Here is a 17,852-nt window from a genome sequence, read left to right on the forward strand (position 1 = left end):
TCAAGATGAGATTTCCCAGTATGTAAGACCCCTTGAAGACGACGAGGTAGATAGGCTGGGGGTGGAAGTGCAGCAATGCATGGAGCTGACCAGTACTAATCGGTCGAGGGCTTATCCAATAGCAAGTTGTAATTCGCATGTTTCGTTTCGAATCTAGTTTTCAGAGAACAACAACTCTGAAATGTAAGCTACGCGTTTGGTGGCGATGGCGGAGGGGTTCCACACGTACCCATCCCGAACACGACCGTTAAGCCCTCTAGCGCCGATGGTACTTGGACCGCAGGGTCCTGGGAGAGTAGGACGCCGCCAAGCAAAGAACCACTGCCGATGATATTCGGTGGTGGTTTTTATTTGTTTATAAGGATTAAATATGATAAGTGGAAGCTCTGACATGATCGATACTGGAAGGTAACATTTTTGTTACGGATAACAGCGGCAAAACCAGTATAATAGGACTATGTTAAATATGCTAAAAGTACCTGACCACAGAGCTGGAATGTGCAGCTGTGAAAAGGAGGGTGTGTGTGTTAAGTTGGCGGAGACTTGGACTACAATCATTTCTGTTGCTTTGTTTGACCGTTGTTCTAGCAGGATGCGGTGAAGCTTCAGGATCTGTATGGACTTCATATGAAGGTGCGGTGAACGAGAAGAGTTTTCCAGTACCGAAAGTAGCGAATAAATCTGACCAGTCTGAAAATAATTCGGATATGGATTATGTTCGATATACGCTGTCTGGTATTAGTGAGAGTACTAGCTTGCCTGAGGTATATCTAGACGAGATTAAAAGCTGGGGTTGGACAGAGAGGCAAGCCAAGGGTACATCCAATGAATCCAGTACCTTGCGTGTATTTGCAAAGGAAGGACATACTGTGCATTTAGCAGTACATGATGGTTCCTTTACACTAATGGTTCCTAGAAATGATGCTACTCAAACGACAGTTAAATCATTGGCTGAAGATGATTGAGCTGGTTCAGGTATGGTTCGGTATGATTAATTAACGTTGTGATGTTCCTTATAATATAGTAAAGCTCCCATGTATCTGATCGGGGGCTTTTTGTTATTTAGGGAAGTAGGTTTTAGTAATGATGGGAGAATCTATCACGTATGGTGGATCAGAGGTCATAAAGGTACAGAAGGAAGGAATGAGTATTTTCTTCCGTACATGTATAGGTGGTATGTGTGCTTGAAGCATAGGGGAGTGTAGAGCGTTAAAAGTAGAGGGGGAGAGATATAAGTTGTATAAAGGTATGAGGTAATGAGTGGCTGATGGAAAGCAGCTTGAGGGCATATAGAGCTGAGACTGAGTGAGAGATCGCTCAAGGCGTAAGTTCTACGAAACAAATGGGGTTATGAGATATGTAACAAGAGGCGAAAAAGAGGAGAAGAACGGAGCCACGAGTGGGGATAACTCATTTAACTATGCCCATGCTGTGGATAATGGATGATAAGGGAACAATAAATAAAGGTTATCCACAGTGGATAACCTTTATTTGAGCATATGAGGATGAGTCAACTGAACGATACACGATTATGTTTTTGCATCCGATTATTCGAAGGGCTCAGCGGTTATGTATTACAAGTAAGTAAGGTACATTGAGTATTGCATAAATGAGGGAGTGTTATTGCAGATAATATGAGACATCTTGTTCATTCAATTTGATGAGTCCATCTTTGCGCTCACGGGAGAGAACCATTACAACATACAAGCGAGGACCCAGCAACCACAAATGCCAGAAGATCAGCGAGAGGGTGAAGGACAATGGCGACCATATCAAACATACTGTAATGATACATAATCCAATCCAGCTCATGTTAAGGTGTACCCGGACAAACATACGGAAGCTAAAATGCTGATCAGGGATATAACCTAACCAGGGCATACGCATATTCCAGCGCCAGCGTTTGGCGTAAGAGGTACGGACCAGAAGTAATATCGTTCTGGCGATGACATAATGAATCCAGATGGTGATTGGACCTGCCAGTACAAAAAAGAAGAGGCCAGTCCAGGAGAATGCGAGTAGATTGAATAAGAGCATGATGACCGGCAGACACAGATAGCTGTAAATGACACTGCGGGCAATAGCCTTTTTTTTCAGAAGCCGGTATTGATAAAATGTTGCTTTATTCTCCGGTTCGGCGATCATACAATTATATATCCTCCTTCGGATTCACGTTTGTGTGGTTAGGTATTCGTTTTTCTTACACGAGTAAAAGGGAATGAATCATACATGTATGTATATATGAACCTTGTATCTCACGCCATGACGATTGTACAAGATATTGAGATTCGACGGAGCTTATCTTAGTATACTCCCGAATACATGGACTGTCAGGCTTTGATATCGTTATCATGTATTATATATCGGCTGGGATTCCAAGTTTTTTTAAGGAAATTGAATATAAGTTTGAGTCAGGCCAAGGGATACGTGATGTAGAGGTAAATGCAATGGCTTGTAGGATTACTGTATATACATAAGCAGGTGATGTTCTTGTAGGGAGAATGAATGTATTTTTCGGTACAGACACCCAAAAGGGGGTGGGCGAATATATATATTTTATAGAAAGAAAGCACTATGAAAATGTTTAAAATAATAGAAACTGTGCAATACTGATAGTAAACGTAAAACAAGGTGGGATGGTTCATGGAAGAACATGCCGAACACACATGTATTATCTGCGAGCAAAGAAAAAGAGAAGGCATTTTTATTGTATCTGAATTCATATGTGACACTTGTGAAGCAGAAATGGTTCATACCGACGCGCAGGATGCCAAGTACAATTATTTTATTCATCAAATGAAGCAAATTTGGGTACAAAAAAACGCATAATAAATTTTGCTAATAGAAGTAGAAGCGAAACATCACATTGTAACGATGCTGATGTGTATAGAGGCCCAATGGGCCTTTTTCTGTTTTTAAGAGGAGAGATTGTCTTGTTTGCCATCTTGGGAAGGCGTATGCTGATATAATGATATAGGAAATTTGCAGTAACGCGTGTGAAGATGGGGAAGAAGGGCGTTGCTTAGATTAGGATGCATTTTGGAACGCATCGGGCGCACATAATATATGTACAGGATGGTTATTTCATGGAATATAAAAATAAATCAAGTAGTGCCCCTTTATATGAAGCGTTGCTTGCGTATCGTGATTCGAAGCAGCGTTCTTTTCATGTGCCTGGGCATAAGAATGGACAAGCTTACCGACATTTGCTGGAACAAGCAGAAGCAGGGCAATCTCCAGCTAAGGATATCGTTAATGAGGAAAACCCGCATAACAGAGAGATCCAGAATGATGGAGAAAAGAATGTTAACCAGAAGGTAGAGCGTTTCAGTTCGGTGGGTGAACATGGGGCTGATCTGGAGAGCGTGGAACGACTCAGCGTTGAAGGGGCTCACTCGGAATTAGAACTGGTACCGATGCGTTCATTTCTGGAGATGATGGAGATGGATGTTACGGAGATTACGGGCACCGATGATTTGCACCATCCGGAAGGTGTAATCCAGGAAGCACAGGAGCTTGCGGCAGATTGTTTTGGAGCGGAGGAGAGTTTCTTCCTTGTGGGAGGAAGTACAGCAGGTAATTTGTCTCTATTGCTAACTGTGTGTGATGAGCCAAACAGTATTGTGCTGGTGCAACGGAATGTGCACAAATCCGTTATTCACGGGTTAATGCTGGCAGGCGCAAGAGCTGTATTTCTGGAGCCGTGGGTCGATCCTGCGTCTGGACTTGCGGTCATGCCGTCGGTGGAGACGGTTCAGGCTGCTGTCCAGTCCTATCCTGAGGCAAAGGGCGTATTGGTCACTTTGCCCAATTATTACGGCATGGGCGCTGATCTGACGCCCATAGCCGAGGTATGCCACGCCGCTGGCATGCCATTGCTCGTGGATGAAGCGCATGGCGCGCATTATGGGCAGCATCCGGAGCTGCCTGTCTCTGCACTGTCGTGCGGAGCAGACGGTGTAGTGCAGTCGACACATAAGATGCTGACGGCCTTCACCATGGGTGCCATACTGCACATTCAGGGACCGCGGTTAAACCGGTCCCTGTTAAGGCAGCGTCTGGCCATGGTGCAAAGCTCAAGCCCATCATACCCGGTGATGGCTTCGCTTGATCTGGCGCGCCGGCTGCTGCACGTGCAGGGCGCGAACACCTTCACGGCGGGGCTCGCCGCCGTGGACGCCTTTAAGCGCGGCCTCGCAGAGCTGCCGCGCTTTCAGTTGCTGCAGCCTGCACAGCCGCTGCAGCCAGAACCGCCAGCCGGAACAGCGAAGCCGGCTGGCATGTCCGTGTCCGCTGCGCAGCAGACACGGGAGGGTCTGACCGCGGCGGCGATGCCATCTGCCGCGGGGTATACCGCTCAGGACCCATTCAAGGCCGTCATCTATGACGGCGCAGGGGTGCTGAGCGGTTATGGGCTACAGCAGCAGCTGGAAGCGTGCGGCTGTGTGCCTGAGATGAGCGACGAACGGTACGTCGTCTTGCTCTTCAGCCTGGGCTCAACGGTGCAAGATGCTCAGCACCTGTTGCAGGCTTTACACCATATCAGCTCTGCCAATGGGCATGAGCAGGTCCAATCTAATGCAGAGTCATCTCATCAGCTTGCGAAAGGTTCGGCGCATTATATTTCCACGTGGAACAATTTACAAGAAAAAACTCGCTACTCGGAACCGATCCCCTTTACACTGCAACCGATTGTGGAGACGGATACGATCAATGTCCCGATAGAAGAAAGCGCGGGTTGTCGATCAGCCGAGATGGTTATTCCATACCCTCCAGGGATTCCGCTTGTATATCCGGGTGAACGTATTAGTACATTAATGGTGGAACGTATACAACTTCTGCGGGATGAAGGAGCAAAGTTTCATGGGGTATCCGATGCATCTCTACAGTCATTGAGGGTCATGAAGGATTGAAGAACAAATGAAAAGCTGAGTTTCATTCACCAATAGGTAGTCTATATGACCAATACGGATAGCGATACCGGACCCTACACATGTGAGGGTCTCTTGGTCATTAATCTAGTTGCTAGGTCGTGTCTTCAAACTCAGGCATGCAATAACGTTGAAGGATGTCAGGGTCCAACATTTTGAAGTCAAGGATTGCTGACCCTGGCGAATTGTCCAGACGATTTTCTAAGAAACCGAGGACGTCTTATTTAGCCTTCGAGTACTCCTTTTATTTTGTAAGGAACCTGAGACACGTTATTAACCAAATTGACCTACCAAACACGCTGTAAACGGCTAGTTATTCCAATATAACGTGTTTCAGATTCCTTAGATTGCTGCGGGCGCTTCAAATCACTGAATAAGACGTCACAGGATCGTTAGCGCTCCCGCTCCGTGCCCTGCTCCAGACACATTCAGTTTGAAGACACGCTTTAGTTCAACTTATAGAGATAGACATAAGAAAGAAGGGAACACTTTGGGTATTCCGCTAAAAAAATATACAGGAATAGTCCTGCAAGTTTTGTTGATGTACGGTTTTTATTGGATTGGCAACTTGATTCAAGCTCTATTACATCTGCCGTTAACAGGCAGTATTGTGGGCATGCTGGTATTGTTTGTCACCATTCAACTGGGATGGATCAAAATGAGCTGGGGAGAAGAAGGGTCGACGTGGCTTCAATCTCATCTGCAATTGTTGTTCATCCCGCCAACTGTGGGCATTATTAATCATTTTGATTTTTTTAGAGCCAACACATTGTTATTGGTACTTGGTTTGATCGTTAGCACATTAATCACATGTCTGATATCTGCCAAATTAAGTGAGTGGCTCATGACATGGAGATCGTCTCATTCAGGCAAAAAGGAGGCGATTACTTGTCAGCATTCATCCTCGGAATTGGAATGATCGCGCTAACCATCGCTGTATATATTCCAGCTACTCGTCTATACAAAAGGCTGAAATGGCCGATCCTTATGCCTGTACTCACAACGACTGCCATACTGATCCTGATCTTGGTAATCTCCGGTATAAAGCTGGATACGTACATGCTGGGTGGCAAATGGATACAGGAGCTCTTGGGTCCAGCAGTTGTATCGCTCGCTTTTCCCTTGTCCAGACATCTGCATGTGCTGAAGCAAAATATCATTCCAATTGTGGGTGGAACAATCGGAGGCAGTATTACAGGTGTCTCCACGGGGGCGTTGATCGCCATTCTGCTTGGCTATCCTCAAGAGATGGTCATCGCTTTATTGCCAAAATCAGTGACAACTCCTGTGGCTATTCAACTCGCTAATCAGGTTGGGGGGAATGCCTCATTCACATCGCTGTTTGTGATGATTGCAGGATTCTCAGGGATATTATTAGGGCCGATGCTCTTGAAATGGGCCAAGGTCCGCAGTAAACATGCCTATGGAATTGGACTGGGTTCAGCATCTCATGCCCTCGGCATGGCAAGGTCTTTTGAATATGGAGAGAATGCGGTAGCCCTCAGTTCAGTTTCCATGATTGTCAGTGCTATTGCCGGATCAATTATGCTTCCATTATGGGTATGGATTATCTACGGTTGAACGCTTTACTTTGTTGTTCATGTTGGAGTAACTGCTGACCTATAGTATGATAGAAAGAAACAAGCTTGTATGATCTTGGTGTTATTAATACGTACCGATATAGCTGTAGCTATACACCTCTGGGCAGGGGATATCATATCTTGTAGCAAGAGGGTCTAAGCATATTCAATTACAGCAGCAATACATGCAATTATCGACATAGAAAGCAGGGAAGCATATGCAGGGCAGAGGTAAATTCATTACGCTGGAAGGGGGAGAGGGTTCCGGTAAAACAACGATGATCGGTAGAATAGGTTCTTATTTTGAAGAACGGGGTATACCTTACGTAGTTACGCGAGAGCCTGGTGGAATTGAGATTGCGGAGAAAATACGTTCAATTATTCTGGACCCTCTTCATACGGCAATGGATGCTCGAACCGAAGCGCTATTGTATGCAGCTGCACGCAGCCAGCATCTGGCGGAGAAAGTAGAGCCTGCGCTGAGAGCTGGAAAAGCAGTCATCTGTGACCGATTTGTCGATAGCAGTCTGGTCTATCAAGGCTACGCCCGTGAACTCGGGATAGAGAATGTATGGGCCATTAACCGTTTTGCAATTGGTGATCTCATGCCGGATGTGACCTTATATCTGGACATTGAGCCTGAAGTGGGGCTTGCCCGGATCGATGCTCATGATGGCCGCGAAGTGAACCGTCTGGATCTGGAAAATCTGGAGTTTCACCGTAAAGTGCGAGAGGGTTACTTCCTATTAAAAGAGCAGTTCCCGGAACGAATCAGAGTTATCGATGCTTCCATGAAGCAGGAGGATGTCTTGGCAGCAATGATTTTGTCGCTGGAGACAGGGATTTTGAAGGATTTTGACGAGTAATTGTCTAATATATAGACAGGGCATTTGATAAAGGTGCTTATTCTAAAGGAGGTTATGCAGGATGAAACTGATTGTTGCGATTATACAGGATAAAGACAGCAACCGATTATCCAGCGCATTGGTCAAAGCAAACTTTCGGGCGACGAAGCTTGCCAGTACGGGCGGATTTTTGAAGGCAGGCAACACGACGTTTATGATCGGTGTCGATGATGGTCAAGTCGAATCCGTAATGAACGTCATTCGCAGCAGCTGTAAGGTTCGTGAACAGCTCGTGACTCCGGTCACACCGATGAGTGGAACAACCGACTCTTACCTGCCGCTACCTGTTGAAGTTCAAGTAGGCGGAGCTACTGTATTTGTTCTCCCGGTAGATCGCTTCGAACATTTCTAATTAAACCTATTGCATGGATCCCATGAGGGTCCTTCATGATCGATAGCATGTTGGAAACGATGGATGCAAGAAGAGTTAACAGAGTTCGTGCGTGCCACTTACGGAACGCCTTTCTTGACGAGAAGAATCAGCATACTCTTTCCGGATGAGCATTTCCCAGCTGGGAATGGTTCCTTTCGGAAAGAGGTTGACTACAAAGAACAAGTCCTTGATGGTGATGTGTATCTACCATTATATATAGAGTGTGATCAGCATATATAAAAGCCTCATTCTCACGCACAGGCGCAACGCGCACTGTGCTGATGGGCGATTGGCTAACTATGATAGAAAGCGGGCGTATCCATGAAAATCAATCCTGGATTCAGACCGATTCAGAGCGGGATCAGTTCTACTGATTCAGGTTCCAAACCGGTTCAATCCAAAAATTTCTCTGATATGATGAATCACCAGGGGGAACGGGCCTCACAAGCTGAACTGAATCGCCGGTTTAGTGAAATCCAGCTTCAGGGAGATCGCTTGGCACGTTCCATGACGATTCGTGAACTGAAGGCGTATAAGCAACTTGTTAAAAGGTTCCTGGAAGAGACCGTTCGTCGCGGTGTATCCATGAAAGAGACAAGGGGTTGGGATCGTCGTGGCAGAGGTAAGCGGTATAAGCTGATTGATGAAATTGACTCCGCTCTGTTATCCATGGCTGATGAATTGCTGGATACAGAAGAAGGAAAAATCTCTCTATTACAACAAGTAGGCGAAATTCGGGGGATGCTTATTAATTTAAGCTTCTGAGGAGGAAGTATGTCCTTTCAACAAATTATGGGTCAACAAGCGGCCAAGCAAATGTTACAAAGCAGTTTGAGACGTAAGGCAATAAGCCATGCGTATTTGTTTAGCGGTCCAGCTGGTAGCGGGCAACGAAAGACGGCAATCACCTTTGCCAAGGCAATATTCTGTACAGAGCTTGAAGATGACGCTTGTGGACAGTGTCTTGAATGTCGTAAGGTGGATCATGGTAACCATCCGGATCTAACCATGCTTGCGCCAGATGGAAACAACATTAAAATAGATCAAATCCGGGATCTTCAGCGTATTTTTTCATACCGATCCGAGGCAGGACATCCCAAAGTATATATTATAGAACAAGCCGAGAAAATGACGGTGCAGGCAGCAAACAGTTTGCTCAAATTTCTGGAGGAACCTCAGGTACCAGCAGTCGGCATCCTGATTACAGATAATGGACAGGCCATGTTGCCAACGATCCGCTCACGCTCCCAATTGGTACCGTTCAGCGCACTGAATCCGGAAGAGATGCTGCAATCACTAATTGAGGAAGGGCACCCTGCCAATCTGGCTCGCTCTGCCGTCCATTTAGCGTCAGGATTGGAAGCATGTAGAGAAATTCTCCAGCAGAATTGGTTTGCAGAAATTAGAAACGTAATGTTACAATTAGGGAAGGAGTCCCTGGGTAGAGGAAGTACATCATTGATCTCTGCACAGCAGAAGCTTTTTAAAACCGGACTCTCTGAACACCTGGACATGCTGCTTAGTTTGTTCCATCTATGGTTTAGGGACATGCTGTATGTTCAGTACGATAGGCATGAACATATCGTTTTTATAGATCAGTTAGACATGTTATCTCAGTTGGCACATACCCGCAGCACAGAGCAGTGGGTCTCCTATATGGATATGGCCGCAGCATGCAGAAAAAAATTGCGTTTCAACGTCAATGGCCAGCTTTGTCTGGAGCAATTTTTGATCGGTTTGGCATAAGACTGGGAGAGGGCAAAGTTAGCTCCAATCATATGCAAACGGTTATAACTTCGGCCGGTTCCCTAAGAAGACGGGGCTTCAGACGAAGTGGGGTTGGCTTACAAGGGGGTTAATTTTTTGTACAGTGTAGTGGGTGTCCGTTTCAAAAAAGCGGGCAAAATTTATTACTTCGATCCCCTGGACCTTCCCATTGAGAAAGAAAACTGCGTTATCGTGGAGACAGCGCGGGGGGTAGAGTACGGTAAGGTTGTCGTAGGTAAGAAGGAAGTGGGCGAGTCCGATGTGGTGTTGCCGCTGAAGAAAGTCATCCGCGTTGCGGGCGATACAGATGCCCGTGTGGTTGATGAGAACAAGCGTGCAGCGAAGGAAGCATTCGGTACTTGTTTAAATAAAATCAAAGACCATGGCCTCAAAATGAAGCTGGTCGATGTGGAATTTACGTTTGATCGCAATAAAATTATATTTTATTTTACAGCTGAAGGAAGAGTTGATTTCCGGGAGCTGGTCAAGGATCTGGCAAGCATATTCCGGACACGAATCGAGCTGAGACAGATTGGTGTACGTGATGAAGCGAAGATGCTTGGCGGAATCGGACCTTGCGGCCGTGTGTTGTGTTGTTCTTCCTGGCTGGGAGACTTTGAGCCGGTATCAATCAAGATGGCTAAAGATCAGAGCCTGTCACTGAATCCGACGAAAATTTCAGGGTTGTGCGGAAGACTCATGTGCTGTCTGAAATTTGAGCATGATAACTATGAAAGTGTGAGAGAAGAACTGCCAGCTGTAGGCAAATTGGTCGTCACCTCATTGGGTGAAGGAAAAGTTGTCGGAATTAATGCCGGTAGCCGCACAGTCCATGTTCAACTGTTCGACATCAGTAAAGTCAAAGAACTTCCGCTGGATGACGTCGTTATCAAGTAAACCATAAAGGTTGCTTCGGGGTGGAAACTTGGAAAAGAAAAATCTGTTTACGCACATTCATGAAATGGAAACCCAACTGGGTCAGTTGCACGGTGATTTAGGAGAGTTAAAAATGATTGTGAAGGAGCTGCTTGAGGATAATCAGCGGCTTACCATCGAGAATGAGCAGTTACGCAAACTGCTCAAACGTGAGGCTCCGGCAGATCTGCCGATCTCCTCAGCACTCGCTCCTGTAGCAAGACCAGCAGGTCCGGCTACAGGCGAGGATGTTGTGGGTGAAGGGTATGATAATCTGGCTCGGTTGTATCACGAAGGCTTCCATATCTGCAACGTCTATTATGGACATTTGCGTACGGAAGGCGATTGTCTGTTCTGCCTGTCTTTTTTGAATAAATGAAGTGACCGTAGGGATTCCCTACGGTTTTTTTTCAAGGTTATAAACCTAAACTAAACGAACATGAGATATAGAGTACCGGAGGATGAGCGTAACATATGAAAGCAAATGAAGTTGTGTTACATGAGTCAGAGCGGATTGATGATCTGCTCTCTCATGATCTGAGAATCATTCAAAGTGATGAAGTGTTTAGTTTTTCGATGGATGCCGTATTATTAGCCCGGTTTGCTTCCGTACCTAAACGGGGTCGTATACTTGATCTGTGTACGGGTAACGGGGTGGTTCCCATTTTGCTTACAACGCGTACACAGGCTAGTCTGGAAGGGATCGAGATTCAGCCACGTTTGGCTGATATGGCGCGTCGCAGTGTGCAATTAAATGCATTGGATGAGTCGATTATGATTCGTGAAGGTGATTTGCGAGAACTCGTGAAAGAAACAGGACATGCTGTATACGATGCAATAACGGTTAATCCTCCATACATGCCTCTGAATGGCAGTGATCTCAAGATGAACACACATCAGGCAATGGCACGTCATGAGATCGGTTGTACCCTGGAAGAAGTGATACAAGCTTGCAGTCGACTTGTACGTAATGGCGGCAAAGTATCGATGGTTCATCGTCCACAGCGCCTTGCAGAGATTATCTCACTCATGCGCGAATATAAGCTGGAACCAAAACGGATTCGGATGGTACATCCCCGTGCTCATTTGGAAGCCAACATGGTGTTAATTGAAGGAATGAAAGATGGTAAACCGGAAGTTAGGATGCTTCCTCCACTCATTGTCTACAATGAAGAGGGGAAATACTGCGAAGAGATTATGGATATTTACTATGGTCAGCAACATGCTGAGCGTACTACGAAAGGAGGGCTTTAGATGACTTTGCATATTCAAAAAAGCTATGCGGAGCAGCTTGAAGGATCAGGCAAGCTCTATCTGGTTGGAACACCCATTGGTAATCTGGAGGATATGACCTTCCGTGCCATCAAGACATTGCAGAGTTGTGACATCATTGCAGCAGAAGATACACGCCAGACCCGAAAGCTGCTTACCCATTTTGAAATTACACCTTCGATGCTGTTTAGTTATCATGAGCATAATAAGGGGGCGAGTGGACCTGAACTGATACGCTATATAATAGAAGGAAAAAATTTGGCACTCGTCAGCGATGCCGGTTTGCCAGCCATTTCGGACCCTGGTTCTGACCTTGTACAGCTTGCATTGGAAGCCGGAGTAACGGTCATTCCCATCCCGGGGCCCAATGCTGCGTTGTCTGCTCTGATCGTGTCCGGATTACCGACGGAGCGTTTTACATTCGGCGGTTTTTTGCCGCGGGAGAAAAAGGACATGCGAAAAGTGCTGGAGGCTTTTGACGAATCCAACGGGACTTTGTTATTTTATGAATCGCCTCACCGTATTCGGAAAACATTAGTCCACCTCGAAGAAATTCTGGGTGATCGCTCGATTGTCCTGGCTCGTGAACTAACCAAGCGTCATGAGGAATTCGCAAGGGGCACTGTGAGGGAATGCATAGACTGGCTTGAAGAACATCCGCCTCTTGGCGAGTACTGCTTGCTGGTAGAAGGCATTAAGGAAGAGGAGCGTAAGGCTGAGCGCGAAGCATGGTGGCAGCTCATGTCACTCGCGGATCATGTCAGCCATTATGAGGGTGAAGGACATAACCGCAAAGATGCAATGAAAAAAACGGCTACCGATCGTGGTCTGGCGAAGCGGGATGTATATAATGCATTAATCGAGTAATAATCTAACCAAATATCTTCTGTTGTGGGGAACATAACCTGAAAAGAAGCTTATATCCAACCTTAGTGGAATATTAAAAAGAGCAGAGTGGCTGAAAAAAAATTCCGAACATATTTCATCGTTCTCTCCCAGTTCGCGTGTGACCGAATCATTTTGGGTAATGGAACCCATAACATGGCAAAAAAATACCTTCCGCGGTGGGGTTCACACCGGGAAGGTCATTAAGGAATATTAAAAAGGTTATAAATAACAATTTAGATAAGTCCAGTATACCTGGTTTTTCTTATTTTGTCACAGGTGCAGGGATTTCGGAAATACATTCGTTACAAACAATTTTACCTTTGAAGTAAGTAACATTCTCTGCATTACCACAGAAGATACAAGCAGGCTCGTATTTTTTCAACATGATGCGCTCGCCGTCAACGTAGATTTCCAGAGCATCTTTTTCACCAATACCGAGCGTACGGCGCAATTCAATTGGAATAACTACCCGTCCCAGTTCGTCCACTTTTCTTACAATACCTGTTGATTTCATCATTATAATCAGTGCTCCTCTCAGCTAACTATCTTTGTCATTATTCGACATTATTTTATGTTTTATGATACTCATCATACCAACGATTCCCAAATCAGTCAACCTTAAAATTAGCTTAAAATTAAGGCTGTTTTTCACAAGGTTAATGGTGGTAAGGGATTGGAAGCCATTTTTCGCATTTAAACCTCAATGTCAGCTTTGTCGATTTGGAAAACGACAAAACTACTTCATTCGACAAAGTTCGTCATATGGTGTCGAATCTTAGATGAATCTCCGAGCTCAAAGCGTTAATATAAAAGAAATTAAAGGAGTGAGTCGACATGGAACAACGTTTAACGGAAGAGAAAGTATTCAAAGATCCGGTACATAATTATATCCACGTGCAAGATCCGGTTATATGGCAGTTAATTAACACCCCGGAATTTCAGCGTTTACGCCGGATTCGTCAACTGGGTACTTCTTACCTTACCTTTCACGGAGCAGAGCATAGTCGGTTCTCACATTCACTAGGTGTTTATGAGATCACACGCAAGATCATCTCTCAATTTGAAAGAAGTCATTATTCGGATTGGCCGAAGGAAGAAAAGATTGTAGCTCTGTGTGCAGCTCTGCTTCATGATCTCGGGCATGGGCCATTCTCTCACTCCATCGAGGAAGCTTTTGACATGAATCACGAAGATTGGACTTGTCGCATTATTACAGGTGATACCGAAGTAGGGGCGATCTTAAGACGGTATGCTCCTGATTTTCCTGAGAAAGTAGCGTCTGTCATTCAAAAAACGTATGAAAAGCCGATTGTGGTGAACTTGGTGACCAGTCCGCTTGATGCAGACCGAATGGATTATTTGCTTAGGGATGCCTATTTTACAGGTGTAAATTACGGCACGATTGACCTTGATCGTATCCTTCGGATGCTGCGTCCTTATCATGGGCGGATTGTAGTCAAGGAGTCAGGCATGCATGCTGTGGAGGATTACCTAATGTCTCGGTATCAGATGTATTGGCAGATTTACTTCCATCCGGTAACTCGTAGTTCTGAAATTATATTGCGGCAAATATTCAAGCGAGCGAAAACACTCCTACAACATGGTTTTCAATTCCGCTTCATGATTGATCCACTCCCTCAATTATTTGAAGGAGAATTATCCGTGGATGAATATTTGCAGTTGGATGAAGCATTAATTCAGACGGCATTTACGCAGTGGCGCAAGGAGGACGATACTGTTCTGAGTGAGTTATGCGAACGTTTTATGGATCGCAAGTTATATAAGTATGTAGAGCTTGAACAGGTCGACTTGACAATGATGGAAGAGATTCGGGAAGCTTTTGTACAGGCTGGCCTCGATCCCGAATATGATCTTGAAATTGATTTTCCTTCGGATAATCCGTATGATGTGTTTCGTCCGGATGAATCCACAGATAAGCAGATCCTTCTTCTGGATCGACAGGACAATTTACGTGAGTTGTCAGAAGTATCTGACATTGTCCGTTCCATCAGTGGGCTTCACCGAGGGAAACATCATTTGTATTACCCGCAAAACAAGGTGGATGCGATTATTCACGAATTACCGTCACATATACGCCCCTATTTCTTGTAATCGTGTGGGTATAATCCGATGAAGAATTTCGATATCAAAACACTTTCTAAAAGAGCTATTTTCCATGATACAGTAATCTGCTTTAATGGGGAGTATATGTAGATCGACATAATTTTGTAAATGCAAGCAGGCAGAATGAGCACAATTAGCAATATATAGATCAGAATATCCGTATATCTTCTATATATTGTAGTTGTGAAGAAACAAACGTAATGATGTAATACACAGATACCCAAAATGTTTTATGTATGAGTCATTGAATTATTGAATTTTACAAATTGGATTTTGAAAAAGAAGATAGTCGTTATTTCGACATGAAGGGAGATACAGACATGATGCTGTTCGACACACATACACATCTGGATGCACCACAATTCGACGAGGACCGCGAGGACATGATTCAGCGTGCTGTGGATGCAGGAGTTGGTCGCATGATCAACATTGGCTTTAACCGGGAGACGATTCCAACCACAATGAAACTCGCCGAAACGTATGACTTTATATATGCAGCTGTTGGGTGGCATCCCGTAGATGCGATCACAATGCAGGAGGGCGATTTGGAGTGGATTGCATCTTTATGCAAGCATGAAAAAGTGGTTGCGATCGGTGAGATTGGATTGGATTATCACTGGGATACTTCACCAAAAGAGATACAGCATCGCGTATTACGACAACAAATTGCTTTGGCGCGTGAAGTGAACATGCCAATTGTCATCCATAATCGGGATGCACATGAGGATATCATAAGAATTTTGCGTGAAGAGAAGGCGGGCGAAGTTGGTGGTGTGATGCACTCGTTCTCGGGCAGTTGGGAAACAGCAAAAAGTTGTCTCGATATGGGCTTCCATCTCTCCTTCGGAGGACCGATCACATTCAAAAATGCAAAGCAGCCCAAAGAGGTGCTGGAGAAGGTTCCTATGGACCGGTTTTTCATTGAAACAGATGCTCCATATTTGACACCTCACCCTTATCGTGGGAAGCGAAATGAGACAGCGCATGTACGTCTGGTTGCAGAGGCAGCTGCGGAAATTAAAGGCATTTCGGTGGAGGAAATTGCTGCAATAACAACCAAAAATGCCATGGAACGATTTGGGATTCGGTAAAAAAACGAGCAAATGAGGTGAAAAAGGCAGGTAAGCGGAGGTAATTTGCCCTTTGATCCAAATAAATCAAGAATATTACAATATTTTAACCAAATATTCAGAAAAACGTACTTGATCAACGCTTTACAACATGCATCAAAACAGGATATCATCTTTTCAGTGAATTGTTGTGCGGAAAATTGGACAGATGTTCGGGGGATGAACAAAGGGACACTTTCCGATGAAACAACATTACTTTCATGAATCAGTCTCGCTGAGTCTCCGTTATCGGAGAGCGGGGGAACCAATAGGGCTTAAACATCGGTGTATTTGGCCGATGCGCAACGTTCGCTGACCCAAAAGCAGCGAAGGGAACTGCGAAGCCGTATTTGATTTCTTCTTTGGGTCTCGGGGTGAATTCAAGGGCGTCCGCCATGAGCGGGTGACCCAAGATAGGGCGGCTCTCTTTCGCCCGAACCCGACAGCTAACCTCGCAAGCGGAAAAAGAGAGGCAACCTCGTGCATGAATTTCCGATATTCAGAATCATTCGGAAGCCACGAAAGAGTTCCTCTTACACTCTTTCTTTGGCTTTTTTGTTTTTGAATAAAAGAAATATTGTCATCATACGGTAGGTATTCAGGAGGATGACATCATGTTGCGAAGATTGATTCATGGTGCAGAACCGGATTATGTTGGTCCAATCTGTGTTCTGTAGAAAATTTGGTATAGTCACGTCAAAGACATCATGCATTACTTTAGACGGCGAGGCTATGAAGGAGGACGGAGAAGTGGGCACATTCCAACCAGAAGAGACCCATGAGTCACGATCATCCAGTAAGTCTTTCGCGTTGCGGTGGAAGCATGAGAACATGCGTCAAATGGCATTGATCGCGATTTTCTCAATTGCGCTTACAATCATGATCTTGTTAGTCGTTTACGGTCAGGCCGGGAAACAAATTTCACTGGTTATTGATGGCAAAGCTCAGGTGGTAGAGACTCGTACAGGAATGCTTCAGGAAATGCTGGAGGAGCAGTCGATCACAGTCAGCCCTCACGATAAGGTATCCATGTCCATGAATGGGGCGATTACAGATGGAGACCGAATCGTTATTGAGCGGGCCGTTCCAGTTAACATTACGGCAGACGGAGACACCAAGACTCTGTATACAACCGATTCATCGGTAGAAGATGCAATTCAAAAATCAGGTATTCAAGTTGAAAGTAATGATAAAGTGTATCCGGCGCTTGGAACTGCGATCAAAGCGGAGATGAAGATCCGTGTAGTGCGCGTAACAAAGCGTACAGTGGAAGTAGAGCAACCGATCGCTTACAAAGTCATTAAAACGGCTGACCCTAGCTTGTACAAAGGGGATAACCGAGTCGTTGTGAACGGCAAAGAAGGCACAATTGTACAGCATATCGAAAAGGTATTTCAGGATGGAGAATTGGTCTCCAAAAAAATGGTCGGCAAATCTGTCGCGAATAATCGTGTAGATAAAGTGATCGCTGTCGGCACCAAAGCAAAACCGGTCGTGAAAGAACCTGAGATTCAGACCGTATCGGCTCAAACGTCAACAACCAAAAAGGCTACAACAACGAACTCGAAGAAAACATCTGCCTCGGGCAGCAAAGTGATTACCGTATCCGGGACTTCTTTTAAATACTCCAAAGTACTTAAAAATGTATCCATGACTGCCTACTCTTCCGAAGAGCCTGGCATTGGAACTAAAACAGCTTCCGGTACTCGTGTAACGGAAGGGCGCACCATTGCGGTTGATCCCAAAGTCATTCCAATTGGCTGGTGGGTATATATCGAAGGTCTGGGATTCCGTCGTGCGGAAGATACAGGCGGTGCCATTAAAGGCAACAAAATTGATGTGTATTATGACAGTGTGAAGCATGCCCTGAATTTTGGACGTAAGAAAGGCAAGACGGTCTACGTGATCGGTCCGGTGAAGCCGGAAGCGAACTAAAATCGTTTTACTTTGAAATGGGAATGCTATAAAATAGTTGCATGAATGATTCA

18 protein-coding genes, 2 rRNA genes and 1 riboswitch are annotated in these 17,852 nt (G+C 45.1%); of the genes, 18 read left to right on the forward strand and 2 right to left on the reverse strand.

The features are described 5' to 3' along the window. The 3 genes from CXK86_RS29270 to CXK86_RS29280 form a co-directional block, all read left to right on the forward strand. Positions 1-119, forward strand: a 23S ribosomal RNA gene (locus tag CXK86_RS29270); the annotation flags it as partial. Positions 120-195: 76 nt separating this feature from the next. Next, positions 196-312 (forward strand): 5S ribosomal RNA (gene rrf, locus CXK86_RS29275). A 212-nt stretch (positions 313-524) separates the two neighbouring features. Then, entirely contained in the window at positions 525-965 is a 441-nt protein-coding gene (locus tag CXK86_RS29280) for a hypothetical protein (protein ID WP_017691399.1), read from the forward strand. A 655-nt stretch (positions 966-1,620) separates the two neighbouring features. Here CXK86_RS29280 and CXK86_RS29285 read toward each other — a convergent pair. After that, positions 1,621-2,145 carry a hypothetical protein gene (locus CXK86_RS29285; RefSeq protein ID WP_036606136.1) on the reverse strand — a complete coding sequence of 175 codons (525 nt, stop codon included), beginning with the start codon at positions 2,143-2,145 and terminating at the stop codon, positions 1,621-1,623. 498 nt (positions 2,146-2,643) lie between these two features. Between CXK86_RS29285 and CXK86_RS29290 the strand changes: the two genes are divergently transcribed. The 12 genes from CXK86_RS29290 to rsmI all read left to right on the forward strand — a co-directional run bounded on the left by CXK86_RS29290 (position 2,644) and on the right by rsmI (position 12,610). Then, a complete protein-coding gene (locus CXK86_RS29290) occupies positions 2,644-2,829 on the forward strand; it encodes a sigma factor G inhibitor Gin (RefSeq protein WP_017691396.1) in 186 nt (61 codons plus the stop codon). Positions 2,830-3,086: 257 nt separating this feature from the next. Beyond that, positions 3,087-4,913 (forward strand): aminotransferase class I/II-fold pyridoxal phosphate-dependent enzyme, encoded by a 1,827-nt coding sequence (locus tag CXK86_RS29295; protein WP_101315022.1) that lies wholly within the window; start codon positions 3,087-3,089, stop codon positions 4,911-4,913. Positions 4,914-5,421: 508 nt separating this feature from the next. Further along, entirely contained in the window at positions 5,422-5,850 is a 429-nt protein-coding gene (locus CXK86_RS29300) for a CidA/LrgA family protein (protein WP_101315023.1), read from the forward strand. After that, positions 5,820-6,512, forward strand: coding sequence for an LrgB family protein (locus CXK86_RS29305; protein WP_051449580.1), 693 nt, complete (start codon positions 5,820-5,822; stop codon positions 6,510-6,512). The genes CXK86_RS29300 and CXK86_RS29305 overlap by 31 nt, the downstream gene beginning before the upstream one ends. A 217-nt stretch (positions 6,513-6,729) precedes the next feature. Further along, the gene (tmk, locus tag CXK86_RS29310) at positions 6,730-7,377 is read left to right on the forward strand and encodes a dTMP kinase (protein WP_101315024.1); all 648 of its coding nucleotides are present in this window, start codon (positions 6,730-6,732) and stop codon (positions 7,375-7,377) included. Between the two features lie 61 nt (positions 7,378-7,438). After that, positions 7,439-7,768: a cyclic-di-AMP receptor gene (locus tag CXK86_RS29315; RefSeq protein ID WP_017691391.1), complete on the forward strand. Its 330-nt coding sequence runs from the start codon at positions 7,439-7,441 to the stop codon at positions 7,766-7,768. A gap of 342 nt (positions 7,769-8,110) precedes the next feature. Beyond that, entirely contained in the window at positions 8,111-8,554 is a 444-nt protein-coding gene (locus CXK86_RS29325; RefSeq protein ID WP_017691389.1) for a YaaR family protein, read from the forward strand. Between the two features lie 9 nt (positions 8,555-8,563). Next, positions 8,564-9,535 (forward strand): DNA polymerase III subunit delta', encoded by a 972-nt coding sequence (gene holB, locus CXK86_RS29330; RefSeq protein WP_074092912.1) that lies wholly within the window; start codon positions 8,564-8,566, stop codon positions 9,533-9,535. 117 nt (positions 9,536-9,652) lie between these two features. Then, positions 9,653-10,453, forward strand: coding sequence for a PSP1 domain-containing protein (locus CXK86_RS29335; protein WP_017691387.1), 801 nt, complete (start codon positions 9,653-9,655; stop codon positions 10,451-10,453). A gap of 28 nt (positions 10,454-10,481) precedes the next feature. Beyond that, positions 10,482-10,850 carry a DNA replication initiation control protein YabA gene (gene yabA / locus CXK86_RS29340; RefSeq protein ID WP_017691386.1) on the forward strand — a complete coding sequence of 123 codons (369 nt, stop codon included), beginning with the start codon at positions 10,482-10,484 and terminating at the stop codon, positions 10,848-10,850. Between the two features lie 95 nt (positions 10,851-10,945). Beyond that, a complete protein-coding gene (locus CXK86_RS29345; RefSeq protein ID WP_100528120.1) occupies positions 10,946-11,725 on the forward strand; it encodes a tRNA1(Val) (adenine(37)-N6)-methyltransferase in 780 nt (259 codons plus the stop codon). Further along, positions 11,726-12,610 (forward strand): 16S rRNA (cytidine(1402)-2'-O)-methyltransferase, encoded by an 885-nt coding sequence (gene rsmI / locus CXK86_RS29350; protein WP_101315025.1) that lies wholly within the window; start codon positions 11,726-11,728, stop codon positions 12,608-12,610. A gap of 283 nt (positions 12,611-12,893) precedes the next feature. On the opposite strand, the gene CXK86_RS29355 is transcribed toward rsmI, so the two are convergent. Next, on the reverse strand, positions 12,894-13,148 hold the full coding sequence (locus tag CXK86_RS29355) for an AbrB/MazE/SpoVT family DNA-binding domain-containing protein (RefSeq protein ID WP_024633700.1): 255 nt from the start codon (positions 13,146-13,148) through the stop codon (positions 12,894-12,896). A 317-nt stretch (positions 13,149-13,465) separates the two neighbouring features. On the opposite strand from CXK86_RS29355, the gene CXK86_RS29360 reads away from it, so the two are divergent. From CXK86_RS29360 to CXK86_RS29370, 3 genes are all read left to right on the forward strand, one after another. Further along, positions 13,466-14,743: an HD domain-containing protein gene (locus CXK86_RS29360; RefSeq protein ID WP_036606129.1), complete on the forward strand. Its 1,278-nt coding sequence runs from the start codon at positions 13,466-13,468 to the stop codon at positions 14,741-14,743. Positions 14,744-15,075: 332 nt separating this feature from the next. Then, on the forward strand, positions 15,076-15,846 hold the full coding sequence (locus CXK86_RS29365; protein WP_179087975.1) for a TatD family hydrolase: 771 nt from the start codon (positions 15,076-15,078) through the stop codon (positions 15,844-15,846). Between the two features lie 241 nt (positions 15,847-16,087). Further along, positions 16,088-16,341: riboswitch (cyclic di-AMP (ydaO/yuaA leader) on the forward strand. 273 nt (positions 16,342-16,614) lie between these two features. Then, positions 16,615-17,799 carry a resuscitation-promoting factor gene (locus tag CXK86_RS29370; protein WP_036606128.1) on the forward strand — a complete coding sequence of 395 codons (1,185 nt, stop codon included), beginning with the start codon at positions 16,615-16,617 and terminating at the stop codon, positions 17,797-17,799. The last annotated feature ends 53 nt before the right edge of the window (positions 17,800-17,852 follow it).

Source organism: Paenibacillus sp. BGI2013 (genome assembly GCF_002843485.1).
Lineage (GTDB): Bacteria > Bacillota > Bacilli > Paenibacillales > Paenibacillaceae > Paenibacillus > Paenibacillus amylolyticus.